This window comes from Ruegeria sp. YTSA219, assembly GCF_059609985.1.
The window spans coordinates 44,498-60,185 of record NZ_JBXWMT010000007.1 but is presented as its reverse complement, the minus strand read 5'-3'; the positions used below and the strand labels follow the sequence as shown (position 1 = coordinate 60,185).

The following is a 15,688-nucleotide window of genomic DNA, read 5'->3' as shown; positions in this document are numbered from 1 at the left end:
GCGTTTTAATTGCTGGCCATACCCTGCAGCGCCAGCACTTCGGGGCGTTTCAAGCAACGTAACCGCGTTCGAGGAACCGACGCCTCAGCACACAGTTCAGGGAATAGCGCGCGCAATTCGTCGACGTCTTCGCGGTGAAAGGATTGCAGCGCCCTGTCGCCCAGAAACAGGCTTTCGCTGCGCACGCCATTGGATGTCAAAATCTCGTGCCGTTCGCAGGCAATGTGAAAATATTCTACCGGCTTATCGGGCGACACTTGATAGACCGTATCGCCATTGACCAAATGGATGGCAGCCGAAAAAACCTTTGCTTCGCCAAACAATAACTCGGCCCGCCAGCCTTCCAGCACGATCCGATGCTGAGGCGACACGTACAAATCCTGATCCGGCACCCCTTTGCCCAGGGCATTTCTCCGGATGCAGACAGGTCTGAACTTTGGCCTGCTGTGCAAAGCCATAGTGCTAAGAGCCCTTTTGCCGATCCAGACAATAGGCAGTGCCCCGCCATTCGAGACGAGCACCCTGTCGCCAACAACCAAATTCTCGACCGGGACCGGTCCGTTGTCGGTATCAATCAAAGTCCCGGAAACAAAACAAGGCGGGTCTGTTGGATCAAGATCCGAGGTCGTGATCTTCCAGTTCCCCAATGTCATCGGGCCCGTCGGGTTCGCCGTGTCCCAGGCATAAACCTGGCCGCCCACCCGAATGAACTCGCCAGATTCCCCTGTGCCACGGTAATTGCCTTGGCCAAGATATGTGTAGGTCTGGAACGTTGCCCCACCATCGAACGAGATCGTAGAGCCAGAGATAATGGCAGGAACGGTCGTGTCCTGAACGATCAGGTCTCCGCGGCCAGTGCTGTTGACAGTATGGAGAAGGGCATCAAAAGCCATTGGTCAGGCCCAGGATGCTGACGACCGAATGCGCCAACAAATGACCATGGAAAGTACAGAACTAAAAGCAGCCTTAACCAAGCTTCTCATAAACTACCTCACTCGGAACCCATCAAAACTCACCAATATGTTCAGTCTAAAACACAGTTACCCCCAAACTAAGTGATATTTTCATATTTGAATGCATAGTGTTGCCTGCTGGCCAACAATATCGCCTGATGTAAAAGTGCAATTTCACCAAGACCATCTCCTTATGTGTAATCCGATTGGGCACTGTGCCTTTATCTGAAACGAACGGAGGCGGTATGCCGAGCGCGTCAATACGAATGAAACTGCGCCTCAGTCTTTTAGCCTCGCCGCTTCCCCTTGCCCTTACCCGCAATATGTTGCACCACACACGGGTTCAGAAGCCCGCGCGGGGGCCGCGGTATCAGGATAAGGACGACAGGCATGGATTGGCCGATTGACGCAAACGCAAAACCAACAGAAGAGATTTCGGTCCGAGATGTGTTCGGCATCGATTCTGACATGCAGGTCAAACGCTTTTACGAACAGACAGAACGGGTTCCCGAGATCGACCCGACATATAAGTTCGACCCAGATACGACGCTGGCAATCCTCGCAGGGTTTACCCATAACCGCCGCGTGATGATTCAGGGTTATCACGGCACCGGTAAATCGACCCATATCGAACAGGTTGCCGCACGCCTGAATTGGCCGGCTGTGCGTGTGAACCTCGACAGCCATATCAGCCGGATCGACCTGATCGGCAAGGACGCGATCAAACTGCGCGACGGCAAGCAGGTTACGGATTTCCACGAAGGAATTCTGCCCTGGGCTCTGCGTAACCCTGTTGCGATCGTCTTTGACGAATACGACGCCGGGCGCGCAGACGTGATGTTTGTGATCCAGCGCGTTCTGGAAACCAATGGCAGCCTGACCCTGCTGGACCAGAACGAGATTCTGACCCCGCACAAGTATTTCCGCCTGTTTGCCACCGCCAATACTGTTGGCCTGGGTGACACAACCGGCCTGTATCACGGCACACAACAGATCAACCAAGCCCAGATGGACCGTTGGTCTCTGGTCGCGACGCTGAACTACCTTAGCCATGACGCAGAAACGATGATCGTTCTGTCCAAAGCGCCGCATTACAACACTGCCGAGGGCCGCAAGATCGTCGCTCAGATGGTCACCGTTGCCGATCTGACTCGGACCGCGTTCATGAACGGTGATCTTTCGACCGTGATGAGCCCCCGAACGGTAATCAACTGGGCCCAAAACGCCGAGATTTTCCGCAATGTCGGCTATGCTTTCCGCCTATCCTTTCTGAACAAATGCGACGAGCTGGAGCGCCAGACAGTGGCCGAGTTCTATCAGCGGTGTTTTGACGAGGAACTCCCGGAAAGCGCTGCAAGCACCAGCTTGGGTTGAAGATCGGTATGTTTGGCTTCTCAACGAAAAAAGCAGGTGGATTAGGTATATTTGATGATGTCGTCGATAAGATCGTCATCCTGAGCCTCCCGCAAGCACAGGAACGGCGTAGCCGTATACCGGCCCATCTTGCAGAGTTCGGCGTGACCGAGTTCGAATGGAATGATGCCTTTACGCCCGAGCACCCAAAAGTTCAGGCCCTGTATGATCAGAATCTGGTCGCGTCCTTTCCGCCCTGTTTCCGCTGCGGAAAAGACAGTTGTGATTGCAAGAACAATATACTGATCCCTCAACAGGTTGCGAATTTCGCCAGCCACCTGGACATCTGGCAAAAAACTGGAAAGTCGGCCGATCGCGTTTTAGTGATGGAGGATGATATTTTCCTGCATCCCTGGGCCCCGCGGGTGATGAGACGGCTGAGCCGCGAGATTACTGAGGGTAAGTTGGACTTTAGCGCCAGCGCAACCATGCTATTGCGTTTAGGTTGGGGGCTGTGTCGTGACCACCGGCGGTTTGGCCGTTTTCAAATCAAGCACCAGGTTCAGATGTCGAACCCGTGCTATGCGCTCACTCCGGGGTTTGCCCGCAAGCTAACGAACAGGTTTACACGGGTCGAAACTACATCAGATATATTCCTGCATCGCGAGGTGGCCGAAGACAAGGATGCGGTTTCGGTCTATCCGCCTGTTGCTTCGGAATTGTCTTGGTCTAGAGGATCGCTGGATTCCTATATCCACCCCAGGACGAAACGACTGGAATTCCTACAAAGTACGAATCGTACCGAAGAGAGCGTTGATTACGAGCAGCGGCTACGGCAGCATGTTCAGCACCTCTACAGCCGCTCGATCCTGTGTGTAGGTCACCCAAGGACTGGCACTGGCTTCATCGCCGAGTTGTGCACCAAATCCGGACTGGATGTCGGGCATGAGGCCGATGGTGCGGATGGGATTAGTTCGTGGATGTTCGCCGTTGATGCGCCAGAAAACCCCTGGGCACTGGATCCAGTAGCACGCACACGCAAGGCATTACACTGGGAGTTCTTGATCCAGACTGTACGCGACCCAGCCACAGCCGTTCCTTCGATCATACGCGAGAACGCCCATGCTCCCGCATCTTATGAATTCCGCCGCGACCATATTCTGACGGAAACGGGCATTAACCTGGATGATTTCAACAGCGAGGCTGAACGCGCGATTGCGTCTCTGTGCCTTTGGGCGCAGATTATCCGCGAACAAAATCCTGACTTTGTGTTTCGCATAGAACGTGACGCCGAAGCGCTAATCCTTTTTTTACGGGACAAGGGCTTTGCTATAACTAAGGAAAATCTGGATATTGGCCCGGTCAACTCAGAAAAACTGTATAAGGGTGTTCACTATGAAAAGCCTGATATTTCGCAGTCTGAATGGGAGCATATCAGTCCACAGGTTCGGGACTTGCTGGCCGAGTATTGCCTGCTGTACGAATATCCAATGCCTGTAGAACCGTCTGAACAGATTGACACCTAGATGAGCAAACCCAAAGACAACCCCGCCGATCCGTTCAAGAAAGCTCTGGCTGAAGCCACCAAAGTGATGGTGGACCTGACCCGGACCGCGTTTCTGAACGGCGATCTGTCCACCGTGATGACCCCCCGGACGGTAATCAACCGGGCCCAAAACGCCGAGATTTTCCGCGACGTTGGTTATGCCTTCCGCCTGTCCTTCCTGAACAAATGTGACGAGCTGGAACGCCAGACAGTGGCCGAGTTCTATCAGCGCTGTTTTGACCAGGAACTGCCGGAAAGCGCGGCAAGTGTCAGCTTGGGCTAACGAATAATATTGAATTTCCGGAGGCTTGTGCATGGCACAGGCTTTCGGAAGCTCTGGCAGGGTGAATTCACCAAAAACTACAAGAACTAGCCCTTATGCATTGTTGGCCAAATGTGCCCTGGCCACTTCTTGTGCTGCACCTGGTGCCAACAAACCATTGTCGTCAAGCTTCCAGATTCCATAGTGATTGTCACAGAATTCACGCAGATGGCCGCGTTTACTGACATCACTCGCCAGTTTGGTCAGACTTTCAGCCGCCTCTGTGAAGTTATGCATGGCATAATCATCAAAGTCCTGAGTTTTCCAAGGCCGGTCATCGCCGAAGTGGAACGTCAGGCTGACATTCTTGAGCATCAGCATACGTTTCGCATGCGCAGCCAGGTTGAATAGCATTGGCTGTATGACCCCGGACATCCCGAGGCAGGAATCCGTGCGGATAAACTGATCGAAGGCCTCTTTGGAGAAAACAAAGCAATCGAACCCGGGATGCTGTATACCGACTTCGCCCATGGACAAGGGGTCATGGGAAAATCCAGGCGCGTCGCCAAATGTCCGGCGATTGATCGTAATGGCATCAAAACCACCCGCAATAAGCTGACGTACCGCGCCATAAAAATAGGGCTGAAGACAGATATCAGCGTTGGTGTAGATTATGAAATCTCCGGATTTCGCAACGGATGCACCCTGTTCCAGAATATCAAACAAAAGCGGCAAGGGACGCGGGGTTCGAAATGTTCCGACATCCAGAACCGTCCGTTCCAGTTTGGTCGCAACCTGCAGGCCGTCATCGGCTTGAACCAGGTTTTCGTCCCCATGGACCGGGACCTGCACCAATGTTGTTTCACCCTTACCTGCCAACGGATCGGATTTCGCAGTTAGCATGCTATCCAGTGTAGCGCGCTGGACATCATTCAGCGCTCCGTCGACAGAAAAGAGGTTGACGATATGCACCAGATTGATTGGGTCCGGATCTTTGTATTTGGGATCTAAAACGTGAACTATCTCGCTCAGCGGCGTTGAGGGTGACTGGCAGAAAACATTCTCAGCGAGCCAACCCGTGGGCTCTTCATCTACGACCTGTCTTTTGATCCCGAACAATTTTCGAAATTGTCTTCTGAGTCCCATAAGACTGCCCCAAATGAATAAATATATATATCACGCGTTCGTGTAGTGTTCGTTTTGCATTGTACAAGCGGAAAAGTCACCCCCAGTTGGAATCACAGGCGGCACGTTGCATCTTTTCTACAGGTCCGGCGTTTATGCAATTCGGGCGTGCCGCTGATTACCCGGAAAACAAGGCCGACCCTATGGTCAAGACCTATGTTTGGCTCTAGGTTGCCCGAGTAGAACAAGACCGGACCTGCCACCGATGAGCAAACCCAAAGACAACCCCGCTGATCCGTTCAAGAAAGCTCTGGCCGAAGCCACCAAAGTGATGGCCGACGATCCGGAACTTACGGTGAGCTATACGGTCGACCCGTCGGGCCTGTCGGGTGAGTCGATGCGGTTGCCTCAGGTCTCGCGGCGCATGACGCGGGAAGAGGTTCTGTTGGCGCGCGGGACCGCGGATGCTTTGGCTTTGCAGCGACGCTATCACGATGATGCTACTCATAATCGCTATGCGCCTCCGGGTGACATGGCCCGCGATCTGTACGAGGCGATGGAGGTGGCCCGGTGCGAAGCGATGGGTGCGCGGGACATGCCAGGCACTGCGTCCAACATCGACGTCAAGATCGGGCACGAAGCGATCCGGCGTGGGTATGATCAATGCAAACAGCCAGCTGACGCGCCTCTTTCGGTGGCCGCCGGCTATCTGATCCGGCATCTGGCCACTGGTCGCGACCTGCCGCCTGCGGCTGACAATGTCATGAACCTGTGGCGCGGGTTTATCGAAGATCAGGCAGGGGGCGTACTGGAGAACCTTGACGAGGTGCTTTCGGACCAGGCCGAATTCGCCAAGTTTGCACGCCAGATGATCAAGGATCTGGGCTATGGCGATCAGCTGGGCGATGACCCGGATGAGCTGGACGAAGATCAGGAAGATCAGGCCGAAGACGACGCCGAAGAACAGCCCGACCCCGACAGCACTGGTCAGGATGATCAGGACGAACAGGACGCGGATGCGACCCCTGAGCAGTCACAGGAAGAACAGCAGGATCAGTCTCAGGCCCAAGTCTCCATGGATGAGATGGCCGAGGATGAAATGGGAGAAGAGGCCGAGATGCCCGAGGGCGAGGCCCCGCTGGAGCCGCCTGCCCCTCCGCCTGCATCCGATGCTGATCCCGACTATAAGGTCTACCTGAGCACCCATGACGAAGAGATCGCCGCCGAGGATCTGGCGGAGCCCGCTGAGCTGGAACGCCTTCGGGCCTATCTGGATCAACAGCTAGAACCGCTGAAAGGTGCCGTCAGCCGTTTGGCCAACAAATTGCAGCGCCGGTTGCAGGCGCAACAGAACCGCAGCTGGGAGTTCGACCGCGAAGAAGGCATTCTGGACGCCGGCCGTCTGGCGCGTGTTGTTGCAAGCCCAACCACACCGCTGAGCTTTAAGGTCGAGAAGGATACTGAGTTCCGCGATACGGTGGTGACGCTGCTGTTGGATAATTCGGGCTCGATGCGCGGGCGACCTATTTCGATCGCGGCGATCTGCGCGGATGTTCTGGCACGCACGCTGGAACGCTGCAACGTCAAGGTCGAGATTCTGGGCTTTACCACGCGAGCGTGGAAAGGCGGGCTGGCGCGCGAAGCCTGGCTGAACGATGGCCGCCCACAGCAGCCCGGTCGTCTGAACGATCTACGCCATATCATCTACAAAGGCGCGGATGCCCCGTGGCGACGCGCCCGGCCCAATCTGGGGCTGATGATGAAAGAAGGGCTACTGAAGGAAAATATCGACGGCGAGGCGCTGGAATGGGCGCATCGCCGGATGACGGCACGGCGCGAGCAGCGCAAGATTTTGATGGTAATCTCGGACGGGGCGCCGGTCGATGATTCAACGCTCAGCGTGAACCCTGCAAACTATCTGGAAAAGCACCTGCGCGATGTGATCGGGATGGTCGAAAAGCGCAAGATGGTGGAATTGCTTGCCATCGGCATCGGCCATGACGTGACCCGGTATTACGACCGCGCCGTGACCATCACGGATGTCGAGCAACTGGCCGGAGCCATGACCGAGCAACTGGCCGCTCTGTTTGACAGTGATCCGCGCGCACGAGCGCGGGTGATGGGAATGAAGAGAGTAGGCTGAATCGCCTTTTCCATAACATGGCGTCGCGCGCTCCAAACTGATAGAGGTATGACATGTTTCAGTCCTTCGCCGTGACCGCACGGCCGGAACAGGGCCCGCCTCGGCTGGCCGATCTGCGGACCGAATTGACACGCGATGGGTTGGACGGTTTCTTGGTCCCGCGCGCAGATGTGCATCAAGGCGAGTATGTGGCCCCGCGCGACGAACGGCTTGCCTGGCTGACCGGGTTCACAGGTTCGGCCGGGTTCTGCGTGGTTTTGGCAGATAAGGCCGGCGTCTTCATTGACGGACGTTATCGCACGCAGGTCAAAGCGCAGGTCGCCGCCGATTACACACCTGTTCCATGGCCCGAGGTCAGCCTTGCCGCGTGGCTAACGGAACAACTCCCGCAGGGTGGTCGGGTTGGCTTTGATCCGTGGCTACATTCGGCGGGTCAGATCGCGAAAACGCAGACCGACCTTGAAGGCCGAGATATTACACTGGTGCGCAGCGACAATCTGGTGGACCGGGTTTGGTGGGATCAACCCGATCCACCAATGAACCCGGTAAAGCTGCACCCGATCGAATTCGCGGGCGAAAGCGCAGACAGCAAAATCGCGCGTCTGGCGCAGTCCCTGCAGGACACGGGCTGTGGCGCAGCGGTGATTACCCTGCCCGACTCGATCATGTGGTTGTTGAACATTCGGGGCTCCGATATCGGGTACAACCCGGTGGCGCATGGGTTTGCTATACTGCATGCGGATGGCCGCGTGGATCTGTTCATGGCGCACCAAAAGCTGAACGTGGCGATGGCCGATTCAGTCACAGTTCATGCGCCGGACACGTTTTTGACGGCTGTCGCAGCGCTTGACGGTAAGGTTCAGGTTGATCTTGGTACGCTGCCACAGGCAGTGGCCGATGTACTAGAAGGGCAGATGGTCGATGGCGGCGACCCTTGTGCGCTGCCCAAAGCCTGCAAGAACCCTGCCGAAATCGCAGGCAGTGCCGAGGCACATCTGCGCGATGCTGTCGCTGTGATCGAAACGCTGTGCTGGCTGGATGCGCAAGCCGCTGGCGATGTTACGGAAACGCAGGTGGTCACTCGGCTTGAGGAGAACCGGCGCAAGGATAATGCCCTGCAGGATATCTCGTTCGATACGATTGCAGGGACAGGACCCAATGGCGCGATCATGCATTACCGGGTGACCGAGGAAACCGACAGCCTGCTGCAAGACGGTCATATCCTGGTGCTGGACAGCGGCGGACAATATTTGGATGGCACGACTGATATTACCCGGACCATTGCTATCGGCAATGTGGGTGAAGAAGAAAAAGCCTGCTTTACTCGCGTGCTGAAAGGCATGATCGCCATGTCTATGCTGCGCTGGCCTGCCGGGTTGGCTGGACGTGATATCGAATCCGTGGCGCGTATGCCCCTATGGGCAGCGGGTCAGGACTTTAATCACGGTGTCGGGCACGGCGTCGGTGCCTATCTGAGTGTGCATGAGGGCCCTCAGCGTCTGTCCAAAGCCAGCCATGAGCCCTTGCTGCCGGGCATGATCTTGTCGAATGAGCCGGGTTACTACCGCGAAGGTGCGTTTGGAATCAGGATTGAAAACCTTTTGGTGGTGCAATCTGCCCCTACCCTGCCCAGTGGTGACGCGGAACGTCCCATGTTGGAATGGCGCACATTGACCTATGTCCCTATCGACCGACGCTTGGTTCTGACCGATATGCTGACGGCAGTCGAACGCGACTGGCTGAACGCATATCACCGCGAAGTTGCCGAAAAAGTTCGACCAAGGCTGGGAGATGACGCCCAACTGTGGTTGGATGCCGCAACCGCACCGATCTGACATCGCATCGTTACATATACCGGGCAGTGGACAAGCGGGAAACCGGACCAGAGGAAAGAGCAAAGATGACCGAGATCACCATTCGCAAGACACCAGGCAAATGGAGCGTCCGTTCAGGAGGCGCCATTCTGGGTGAAACCACAAATGCTCTGGAATTGCTCGAGGGCAATCTTGATCCGGTCATCTATTTCCCTCGTACCGATATCGCGATGGCATTTCTGGATGTTACCGACAAGGTCACGCAGTGCAAACACAAGGGCCAAGCCACGCATTTTTCGATCGTCAACAAATCCTCGGTCACTGAAAACGCTGCTTGGAGCTATGAAGACCCGATCCATTCTGCCTTAGACATCAAAGGCCATGTCGCCTTCTACCCGCTTGATTCCGTGAAGGTCGAACAAATCTGACGTATGTCCCAGATGCGCAATACCTCTACTCAATCGAGTTGTTGCACAATATGAAAGGCCAGATCGCTTTGGCCTTCACGTCAAAATCTGGCTCGAAGTAAGAGAACGATCCTTTACGCTGGATACCACGAAAGTATCAAACGAGCCCGACCTGCACCTTGGGATTTCTCGCTGCGCCTACACTAAAAACTGCTTTTTTCCGGTATTCATGGCGCAGTTTCTTGGCAAAACCCACGCCCAAAATGGTCTGTTTTTCTGGCACCAAATAGATTTACTTTTTGTCGATCTAATGCCGCAATCAATGTGAATTTAGAGAGTTAAACTGAAGCCTGCTCAAGATCTAAAACTCATCAAATTCCGGAACATTTCCAAGCCTAATGATGAAACTCGGCGCCCCGACCTCGCCACTGTTCGGGTCCTCACTGACCATGTAGGCATCAGCGCCAGCGCAATCGTCGGATAGCGCTTCCCTTTCTGCTCTGTTTTGTGCCTCTGCCGCCGTGGAATATTCAAATTGCTTACCAATTTTCAAGTTTCCTTGCCCTCCGCGACCGGGCTTATTTTCCACATATGTCTGGCAGATATAGTGAATTTTTTCTGAGCTCTCATCTGAGATTGTCATGGCAGTATCCGTAAAATGAGTATGGGTGCGATTGATGCATGGGAAAAACAATGCTCGCTAGCCGCTTTGTTCGTGTTTCGATAATTCCAGTCGCGCAAAAAGAAGGGGCGACAATCCTGTCACCGCTTTTTGACGGGCTTCGGCGGACAGGCTTCAGATAATGTATTCGCATCCCTTTCGAGCCGAGTTTTGCGGAGCCGGGCATTCTTGATCTGTCTTTGCTCTGCTTCTTCGTTGACCATTTCTCTAACGATCCGCGTTGTTTTGTCCATCGGTGTTTCCGCCTTGGGAACGTGTGCATTGAAGACAGTTTTTTTTGTCAGCTTTGCCAATGGTTATTCTCCTAACCGTTTTCAACGGTGCATTTATCAGTTGAGTGTTCAAATCGATGCCAGGTGATTGCCTGATCCTTGAGAGACATGCGCATGTCGTGAATGACTGCCACGGAGCAGCTTTGTCTTAACGTCAGGAGCGGACATAGCATTCATCAATGCACTATAGTTCATTTGGAACTTCATTTCCGATCCTACGCTTTGCGTCGAATGGTAAGTGCCAACGACAAGATGATCGCTTGTTGCACCGATAAACCTGTATCCAGGGGGCATCGAAAGCCCCAAAATGTCCGTATCTTGCTGACCAACGGCCAGAATTATTTGTGTGCTCTGTCCGCTTTTCGGGACGAGGTGAAGTCTTTTGAATACCGGATCGCAGATGCTCTGAGGGTGAGATGCAGGTTTGGACCCTGTTTCAATTACCTCAGCGATAAGTATGAAGGCATCCGTATACATCCCGCCTATTTGATCTCCGGAAACCGGATCAACGCCCAGAAGTATTGCTTCCCCCAGCCTTAGATCGTTGATGCGACAAGCTGGGTGTCCGCCGAGGGCCCAAGGAAGGTTGGCCGAGTTTCCGCCAGATACCGTGTGAAGGAAGGGACCACACTGCCCCTCTGTTTCATTAGCCAGGTCAGATAGGGCCTCCATATCTGCAGCATTCGGGGCAATTCCCCCCAGACATGCAAAGTTCGCTCCGATGCCTTTCAGTGTAACGCCGGGCATGTCCACCACTTGCTGTGCAACCGAGCCGAGGTCCTTTGGCATGATCCCTTCGCGCAGATCGCCCATCTCAACCATCAGGATAATGCCGTGAATGCAGTCTTTCCGGATCGCGGCGGCGGCCAGAGCGGTAATCACGAGGATTTCTGTATTGTAGCTCGCCTCACAGTATTGGATGACCTGATCGACCTGGCTCAGCGTTGGTGTACGGATCAATGTGATCGGACATGTCATGCCCGCGTTGCGTAACCTTCGCACGTTACTAAGCCGCGCTTCCGCAAGCCCCACAGCGCCGCCGTCGAGCATTGCCTGAGCGATGGCTGGATGCCCGCACACTGCCTTGGTCACACCGGTGACACCGATGCCGCGTGTCTTGAGGCGCTCGACAACAGTCTTCGCATTGTGACGTATCTTGCTCAGATGCACCTCAATGCGAGGGGTACTCATATCGCAGCCACGGGTGTCGAGTGATGTAACCCAGGATAAGCGGCAACAACCATTGCAAGCAAATGCGAAGCCGGCCGGCTGAGTACATCCGTTACCGGCAGCCCGAGTATTTGTGACTGTGCGGCGATCGTGTCGGTTACCTCGGCCTCGGACATCCCCTCATGATTGAGCGTGACACCAATGACCTTTGTGTCAGCAAATGCTTCGATTAGGGCAATCTCACTTGCAGGCTTGGGCATCGGCATATTGGGAAAGTCACAGCGATGCGCGCGCTTTGGAGCGTGCTGGAGGATTACGGCGTCCGGCTGGCTGCCCCGCAGGATAAAGGCGGATGTGCAGAATGCCGGATGGCTCAACGCCCCTTGGCCTTCGATCAATATGACATCGGGTCGTTCAGACTCGGAAGCGTCGACGATCGCGCCTTCAAGTTCGCCGCAACAGAACTGCGGTGGTACGGCATCCATTGCCACCCCATATTTTGCACCCTGCATCAAACCTGTCTGGCCCGTACCAACAAGGACAGTCTTGATGCCTCTTGTGTTCAAGGCACGGGCTAAAACAGTCGCTGTTGTCCGCTTTCCGATGGCGCAGTCGGTCCCAAGAACAGCTATGCGCAGTGCTTTCACACCTGCAATACTTCCATCGAACAGGCGCATATCTTTGCTGGGTTTAGGTTTGCGAATATCTCGGATGGTGACTTTGCGTTCGGCCGCAAAAGAGGCGATTTCTGGATCATCGCCCAGATACTCATGCAATCCACTGACGATGTTCATACCAAGTGATATCGCGTCGAGAACAACGTCACGATCTGTCGATGAGAGCCTGCCCGTAGATGGTGCCATCCCGTAAATGAGGGTATCCGGGATTACAGCTTCATGGACAACAGCAGCGTCCAGACTTCTGAAGACCGGAATGTGGTTTACAGTATCGTTAAGAACCAACCCGCTGTCTTTGCCGTCGTGATCGCTATCGATGACAGACAGGATCCTATAGGCCTCTGAATGGCGAACGAGGCCATTTGCAGTTTTGCCATCCGCCTTGGCAAAGTTACCTTGGCAATAGACAATCGCAGTTGGCGGCAAGATGATCTGAGTGGCAGAAGTTGATCTTATGGGTTCGTCGCTGGTAAATGGCGGCGCCTGCGCCCCGCTAACAGGACGACGGATCGTGTTTGCCACGTTAAAGTCGGTTTTCATGATGTTTCCTTTGTGTGGTCGACACCCAAGGCAACACGGTCGTCACCATCGGATACCAAAGTCGAAGTAGTCGCGCCGCGCGCTCAGTTATCGAGAACGCACAGACCTTTAGATGACTTGAAATTCTTGTTGCAGTTCCAACGGTTTCCGGACCTGTCAAGATGGGCATTCGCAGGAAGCTCTATTGTTTCGCAATTCACACCTGAGGTCGCGTATCCACGCTCGCACTTCCATCCCGTGCCGTACGTTGCATCGTCCAAGTAGGCATGTTCAGGGATCACGACGGCCGCGCACGTGCCATCCTTTACAAAATATCCACGTTCACATGTCCAGGGTTGGCCGTATCCTGATGAATTCAAATACGCGTTAGCCGGGACCACAATGGCGACGCAACGGTCGTCCAATGCTTCGAACCCACGTTTGCATTCCCACGCGGGTCCATAGGTCGTATCAGCCAGATAAGCGTTTGCGGGTACGACAATTTCTTGGCACGTATCGTCGATTTTGAGAAAACCGCGCGAGCAATGCCAGCGTTCACCTGATGAATCAAGGAATCCGCCATCGGGTACAATCACCGCAACACAGGTCGCTTCATCGTTCTCGCGAAAACCATGAAGACATTCCCAACCTAAACCATAGGTACGGTTGGTCGGATAGGCATTTTCTGGCACTACGACAGCTGCGCAGACGTCGCCACTCAACCTATACCCGGCGTTGCATTTCCAACCGTCACCGTAACTCGTTGCAGTGGCATTTTCTGGCACCGATTGCGATGTAGATTGAGAGAATGCAGGCATCGAAAATAAAAGCAAAGCACAGAGTGTAAACCCAATCAGCGCCGCACTCATCTGAATGCCTAGTGACAGATTTGCGCGCCAAGTCGTCCGAAGGAGTCGCGGCATTGCCTTTGCCTTATGATCCATCCAGCTCAAGCCCCGCGATACAGGCATCTGCGAGGTCGCGGCTTGGCGAATCTGACCCCGGCAGTGTTGCCCAACCTGTATCCATCATGGCCTTGCGGCGGTTGAAGCCAGAGGCCTCTTGCAGTGCTTCTATTATTTCTTCGCGCTTGGGATCAGCGGTTGACCTGTTCAGGCAGACCGGCACCATCGCAAGCGTTACTTCTTCGCTTGCATGGTCTTTCGCCAATTCTTGAGCGCTGCCGCTGGTTGTCCATCCGCCCCAGGTAAAGCCAAGGATTGAGACCGCAACCGCACCACACAAAGCACCGTAGATGCCTGGTTTCGTCCATTCTGGAAATGTCATTTTAGTTCCTCTGGCGGAGAAAGCGCCGCCTCGCTGTTTTATGTCTTTCTGCGCAATCTTAATCTTGCGCCCAGGCCATTCTCAGGACGCGATGGTCGATAGGCGCAGTTCTTGCCTATCGGAAGCTCATTTGATCAACGGTTGCGTTGTGGTTTATTGGCAAGCCATCGGTGCGTCTGATCACCACAAACGGATCAACTAACATCACAAGCGATGTGGTCGTGCGCGATAACATCGGCAACTTTCCCAAACATCAAATCCAAGTAGAGGACGTGACAGCTGAATTTTCATGATGGAAGAACTTAGTTCACTCAAGCAGGCGATACGCCTGGGCTGCAGAAAACCAGAACTTTAGTGTTCCCTATGTAACCACTTGGAGCCGCAATTACAACGCTCGTGGCCCTAACGCTGTTCCCAAGGCCCCGATACCGATCAAAAAAATGGTTTCAACCTGGCATTTACTTTGTGTATCGGCAAATCCGTGACCACTTATGTAGCCTTTTTACTATGTCACTCTGAAACTGGCATTCGCTGCATCAAGGAAAACATGTGGTGAGGGCAGATAATGCTTGGACGTTTTACCGAAAAGTGTTGGTTTGTCTCTGATCTCACATGCTGTTTTGAGTGTGCCTCGCCAAATATTTCTGAGCGACTTTTTTGGATGATGACAGGTTGGACTGACGCGCAGGGAAAAATCGGAATTTGGCGAGAAAACGGGTGTGGGTAACGCCTGATACGCGCCGTCAAACGGATCGGCTGGGCGCCTCACCGACCTAGCCACGACCGATTTCGTCAAGCAATTCGGCTGTCGTCACCTGACGGCAGTAGCCTTTGATCGTTTGCAGGGAATTGTCGTGACGCTCTTGCGTGTAGGTCATGCAAGCATCCGTCACTTGGGTGACCAGATAGCCCAGATCACAGGCATCGCGAATTGCGCTTTCGACGCATTGATCGGTCACGATCCCCGCCAGCACCAATTGCTTTATGCCGAGATTGCGCAACACGTAATCTATGTGGGTCGAGACAAAGACTGAGGACGAAGATTTTGGAAACACGATCTCATCATCGGCTGGTGCCAGTTCGTCGATCACCTTGCCGTCCCAGGATCCTTTGGGCACGTTGAAGCCCGTGATTTTGTAATCCAGAGATCTGTCGCGCCCGTCTTTGGTCAGACTTTCAATCGTTGTATAAAGAACCTCGATTCCCGCCGCGCGAAATCCCTTTTGCAAGGCTTGCATATTAGGTACGATACGGGATTTCAGCTGCTCAAAAAACCAGCCAAACTTTGCGTCAAAATCGGCATTTGTCAGCCCTTCGAATTCGGCACCATCCCTGTGGGCTGCAAAGTTCTGCACGTCAATAAATAGCAATCCCGATTGGTCATGTTCTAGTGGAAGATCGCGGGTCAATTCCATGTCTGTCTCTGCTTTCAAATGTTTGCCCAAGAGGTCTAATTTTATGAATGAGGGCGATCATGA

14 protein-coding genes and 1 pseudogene are annotated in these 15,688 nt (G+C 54.1%); 6 read left to right on the top strand and 9 right to left on the bottom strand.

The features are described from left to right. Nucleotides 1–5 precede the first annotated feature (5 nt). Nucleotides 6–893, bottom strand: coding sequence for a Hint domain-containing protein (locus tag AC2FFB_RS11515; protein ID WP_496874919.1), 888 nt, complete (start codon nucleotides 891–893; stop codon nucleotides 6–8). A gap of 450 nt (nucleotides 894–1,343) precedes the next feature. On the opposite strand from AC2FFB_RS11515, the gene cobS reads away from it, so the two are divergent. The 3 genes and pseudogenes from cobS to AC2FFB_RS11500 form a co-directional block, all read left to right on the top strand. Continuing rightward, a complete protein-coding gene (cobS, locus tag AC2FFB_RS11510) occupies nucleotides 1,344–2,327 on the top strand; it encodes a cobaltochelatase subunit CobS (protein ID WP_496690879.1) in 984 nt (327 codons plus the stop codon). 8 nt (nucleotides 2,328–2,335) lie between these two features. Further along, on the top strand, nucleotides 2,336–3,832 hold the full coding sequence (locus AC2FFB_RS11505) for a glycosyltransferase family 25 protein (RefSeq protein ID WP_496874918.1): 1,497 nt from the start codon (nucleotides 2,336–2,338) through the stop codon (nucleotides 3,830–3,832). Nucleotides 3,833–3,901: 69 nt separating this feature from the next. Further along, nucleotides 3,902–4,135: pseudogene (locus tag AC2FFB_RS11500) on the top strand (cobaltochelatase subunit CobS); the annotation flags it as partial. 93 nt (nucleotides 4,136–4,228) lie between these two features. Here the strand turns inward: AC2FFB_RS11500 and AC2FFB_RS11495 are convergent. Next, the gene (locus AC2FFB_RS11495; RefSeq protein WP_496874917.1) at nucleotides 4,229–5,260 is read right to left on the bottom strand and encodes a hypothetical protein; all 1,032 of its coding nucleotides are present in this window, start codon (nucleotides 5,258–5,260) and stop codon (nucleotides 4,229–4,231) included. Between the two features lie 244 nt (nucleotides 5,261–5,504). Here AC2FFB_RS11495 and cobT point away from each other — a divergent pair, with 244 nt between their 5' ends. The 3 genes from cobT (at nucleotide 5,505) to AC2FFB_RS11480 (ending at nucleotide 9,624) form a co-directional block, all read left to right on the top strand. Beyond that, nucleotides 5,505–7,382: a cobaltochelatase subunit CobT gene (gene cobT / locus AC2FFB_RS11490; protein WP_142634986.1), complete on the top strand. Its 1,878-nt coding sequence runs from the start codon at nucleotides 5,505–5,507 to the stop codon at nucleotides 7,380–7,382. 53 nt (nucleotides 7,383–7,435) lie between these two features. After that, the gene (locus tag AC2FFB_RS11485) at nucleotides 7,436–9,217 is read left to right on the top strand and encodes an aminopeptidase P family protein (protein WP_496713021.1); all 1,782 of its coding nucleotides are present in this window, start codon (nucleotides 7,436–7,438) and stop codon (nucleotides 9,215–9,217) included. A 65-nt stretch (nucleotides 9,218–9,282) separates the two neighbouring features. Beyond that, nucleotides 9,283–9,624 (top strand): DUF427 domain-containing protein, encoded by a 342-nt coding sequence (locus tag AC2FFB_RS11480; protein WP_281972781.1) that lies wholly within the window; start codon nucleotides 9,283–9,285, stop codon nucleotides 9,622–9,624. 340 nt (nucleotides 9,625–9,964) lie between these two features. Here AC2FFB_RS11480 and AC2FFB_RS11475 read toward each other — a convergent pair whose 3' ends face one another. The 7 genes from AC2FFB_RS11475 to AC2FFB_RS11445 all read right to left on the bottom strand — a co-directional run bounded on the left by AC2FFB_RS11475 (nucleotide 9,965) and on the right by AC2FFB_RS11445 (nucleotide 15,625). Continuing rightward, nucleotides 9,965–10,246, bottom strand: coding sequence for a hypothetical protein (locus AC2FFB_RS11475; protein ID WP_142634991.1), 282 nt, complete (start codon nucleotides 10,244–10,246; stop codon nucleotides 9,965–9,967). 119 nt (nucleotides 10,247–10,365) lie between these two features. Beyond that, nucleotides 10,366–10,578 (bottom strand): hypothetical protein, encoded by a 213-nt coding sequence (locus AC2FFB_RS11470; protein WP_281972780.1) that lies wholly within the window; start codon nucleotides 10,576–10,578, stop codon nucleotides 10,366–10,368. A 48-nt stretch (nucleotides 10,579–10,626) separates the two neighbouring features. Then, nucleotides 10,627–11,748, bottom strand: coding sequence for an alanine/ornithine racemase family PLP-dependent enzyme (locus AC2FFB_RS11465; RefSeq protein ID WP_496689722.1), 1,122 nt, complete (start codon nucleotides 11,746–11,748; stop codon nucleotides 10,627–10,629). Continuing rightward, nucleotides 11,745–12,944 carry an N-acetyltransferase DgcN family protein gene (locus AC2FFB_RS11460; RefSeq protein ID WP_496823392.1) on the bottom strand — a complete coding sequence of 400 codons (1,200 nt, stop codon included), beginning with the start codon at nucleotides 12,942–12,944 and terminating at the stop codon, nucleotides 11,745–11,747. Before AC2FFB_RS11460 ends, AC2FFB_RS11465 begins: the two co-directional genes overlap by 4 nt. A gap of 83 nt (nucleotides 12,945–13,027) precedes the next feature. Further along, complete coding sequence (locus tag AC2FFB_RS11455; protein ID WP_282027536.1) at nucleotides 13,028–13,792, bottom strand: hypothetical protein; 765 nt, start codon at nucleotides 13,790–13,792, stop codon at nucleotides 13,028–13,030. 64 nt (nucleotides 13,793–13,856) lie between these two features. Further along, nucleotides 13,857–14,210, bottom strand: a complete 354-nt coding sequence (locus tag AC2FFB_RS11450) for a hypothetical protein (RefSeq protein ID WP_496823390.1) — start codon at nucleotides 14,208–14,210, stop codon at nucleotides 13,857–13,859. Between the two features lie 773 nt (nucleotides 14,211–14,983). After that, a complete protein-coding gene (locus tag AC2FFB_RS11445; RefSeq protein WP_281994901.1) occupies nucleotides 14,984–15,625 on the bottom strand; it encodes a cysteine hydrolase family protein in 642 nt (213 codons plus the stop codon). Nucleotides 15,626–15,688 lie beyond the last annotated feature (63 nt).

Excerpts from the sequence above, each read along its gene's own strand:
- AC2FFB_RS11515 (WP_496874919.1), bottom strand. The coding sequence starts at position 893 with ATGGCTTTTGATGCCCTTCTCCATACTGTCAACAGCACTGGCCGCGGA.
- cobS (WP_496690879.1), top strand. The coding sequence starts at position 1,344 with ATGGATTGGCCGATTGACGCAAACGCAAAACCAACAGAAGAGATTTCG.
- AC2FFB_RS11505 (WP_496874918.1), top strand. The coding sequence starts at position 2,336 with ATGTTTGGCTTCTCAACGAAAAAAGCAGGTGGATTAGGTATATTTGAT.
- AC2FFB_RS11495 (WP_496874917.1), bottom strand. The coding sequence starts at position 5,260 with ATGGGACTCAGAAGACAATTTCGAAAATTGTTCGGGATCAAAAGACAG.
- cobT (WP_142634986.1), top strand. The coding sequence starts at position 5,505 with ATGAGCAAACCCAAAGACAACCCCGCTGATCCGTTCAAGAAAGCTCTG.
- AC2FFB_RS11485 (WP_496713021.1), top strand. The coding sequence starts at position 7,436 with ATGTTTCAGTCCTTCGCCGTGACCGCACGGCCGGAACAGGGCCCGCCT.
- AC2FFB_RS11480 (WP_281972781.1), top strand. The coding sequence starts at position 9,283 with ATGACCGAGATCACCATTCGCAAGACACCAGGCAAATGGAGCGTCCGT.
- AC2FFB_RS11475 (WP_142634991.1), bottom strand. The coding sequence starts at position 10,246 with ATGACAATCTCAGATGAGAGCTCAGAAAAAATTCACTATATCTGCCAG.
- AC2FFB_RS11465 (WP_496689722.1), bottom strand. The coding sequence starts at position 11,748 with ATGAGTACCCCTCGCATTGAGGTGCATCTGAGCAAGATACGTCACAAT.
- AC2FFB_RS11460 (WP_496823392.1), bottom strand. The coding sequence starts at position 12,944 with ATGAAAACCGACTTTAACGTGGCAAACACGATCCGTCGTCCTGTTAGC.
- AC2FFB_RS11455 (WP_282027536.1), bottom strand. The coding sequence starts at position 13,792 with ATGAGTGCGGCGCTGATTGGGTTTACACTCTGTGCTTTGCTTTTATTT.
- AC2FFB_RS11450 (WP_496823390.1), bottom strand. The coding sequence starts at position 14,210 with ATGACATTTCCAGAATGGACGAAACCAGGCATCTACGGTGCTTTGTGT.
- AC2FFB_RS11445 (WP_281994901.1), bottom strand. The coding sequence starts at position 15,625 with ATGGAATTGACCCGCGATCTTCCACTAGAACATGACCAATCGGGATTG.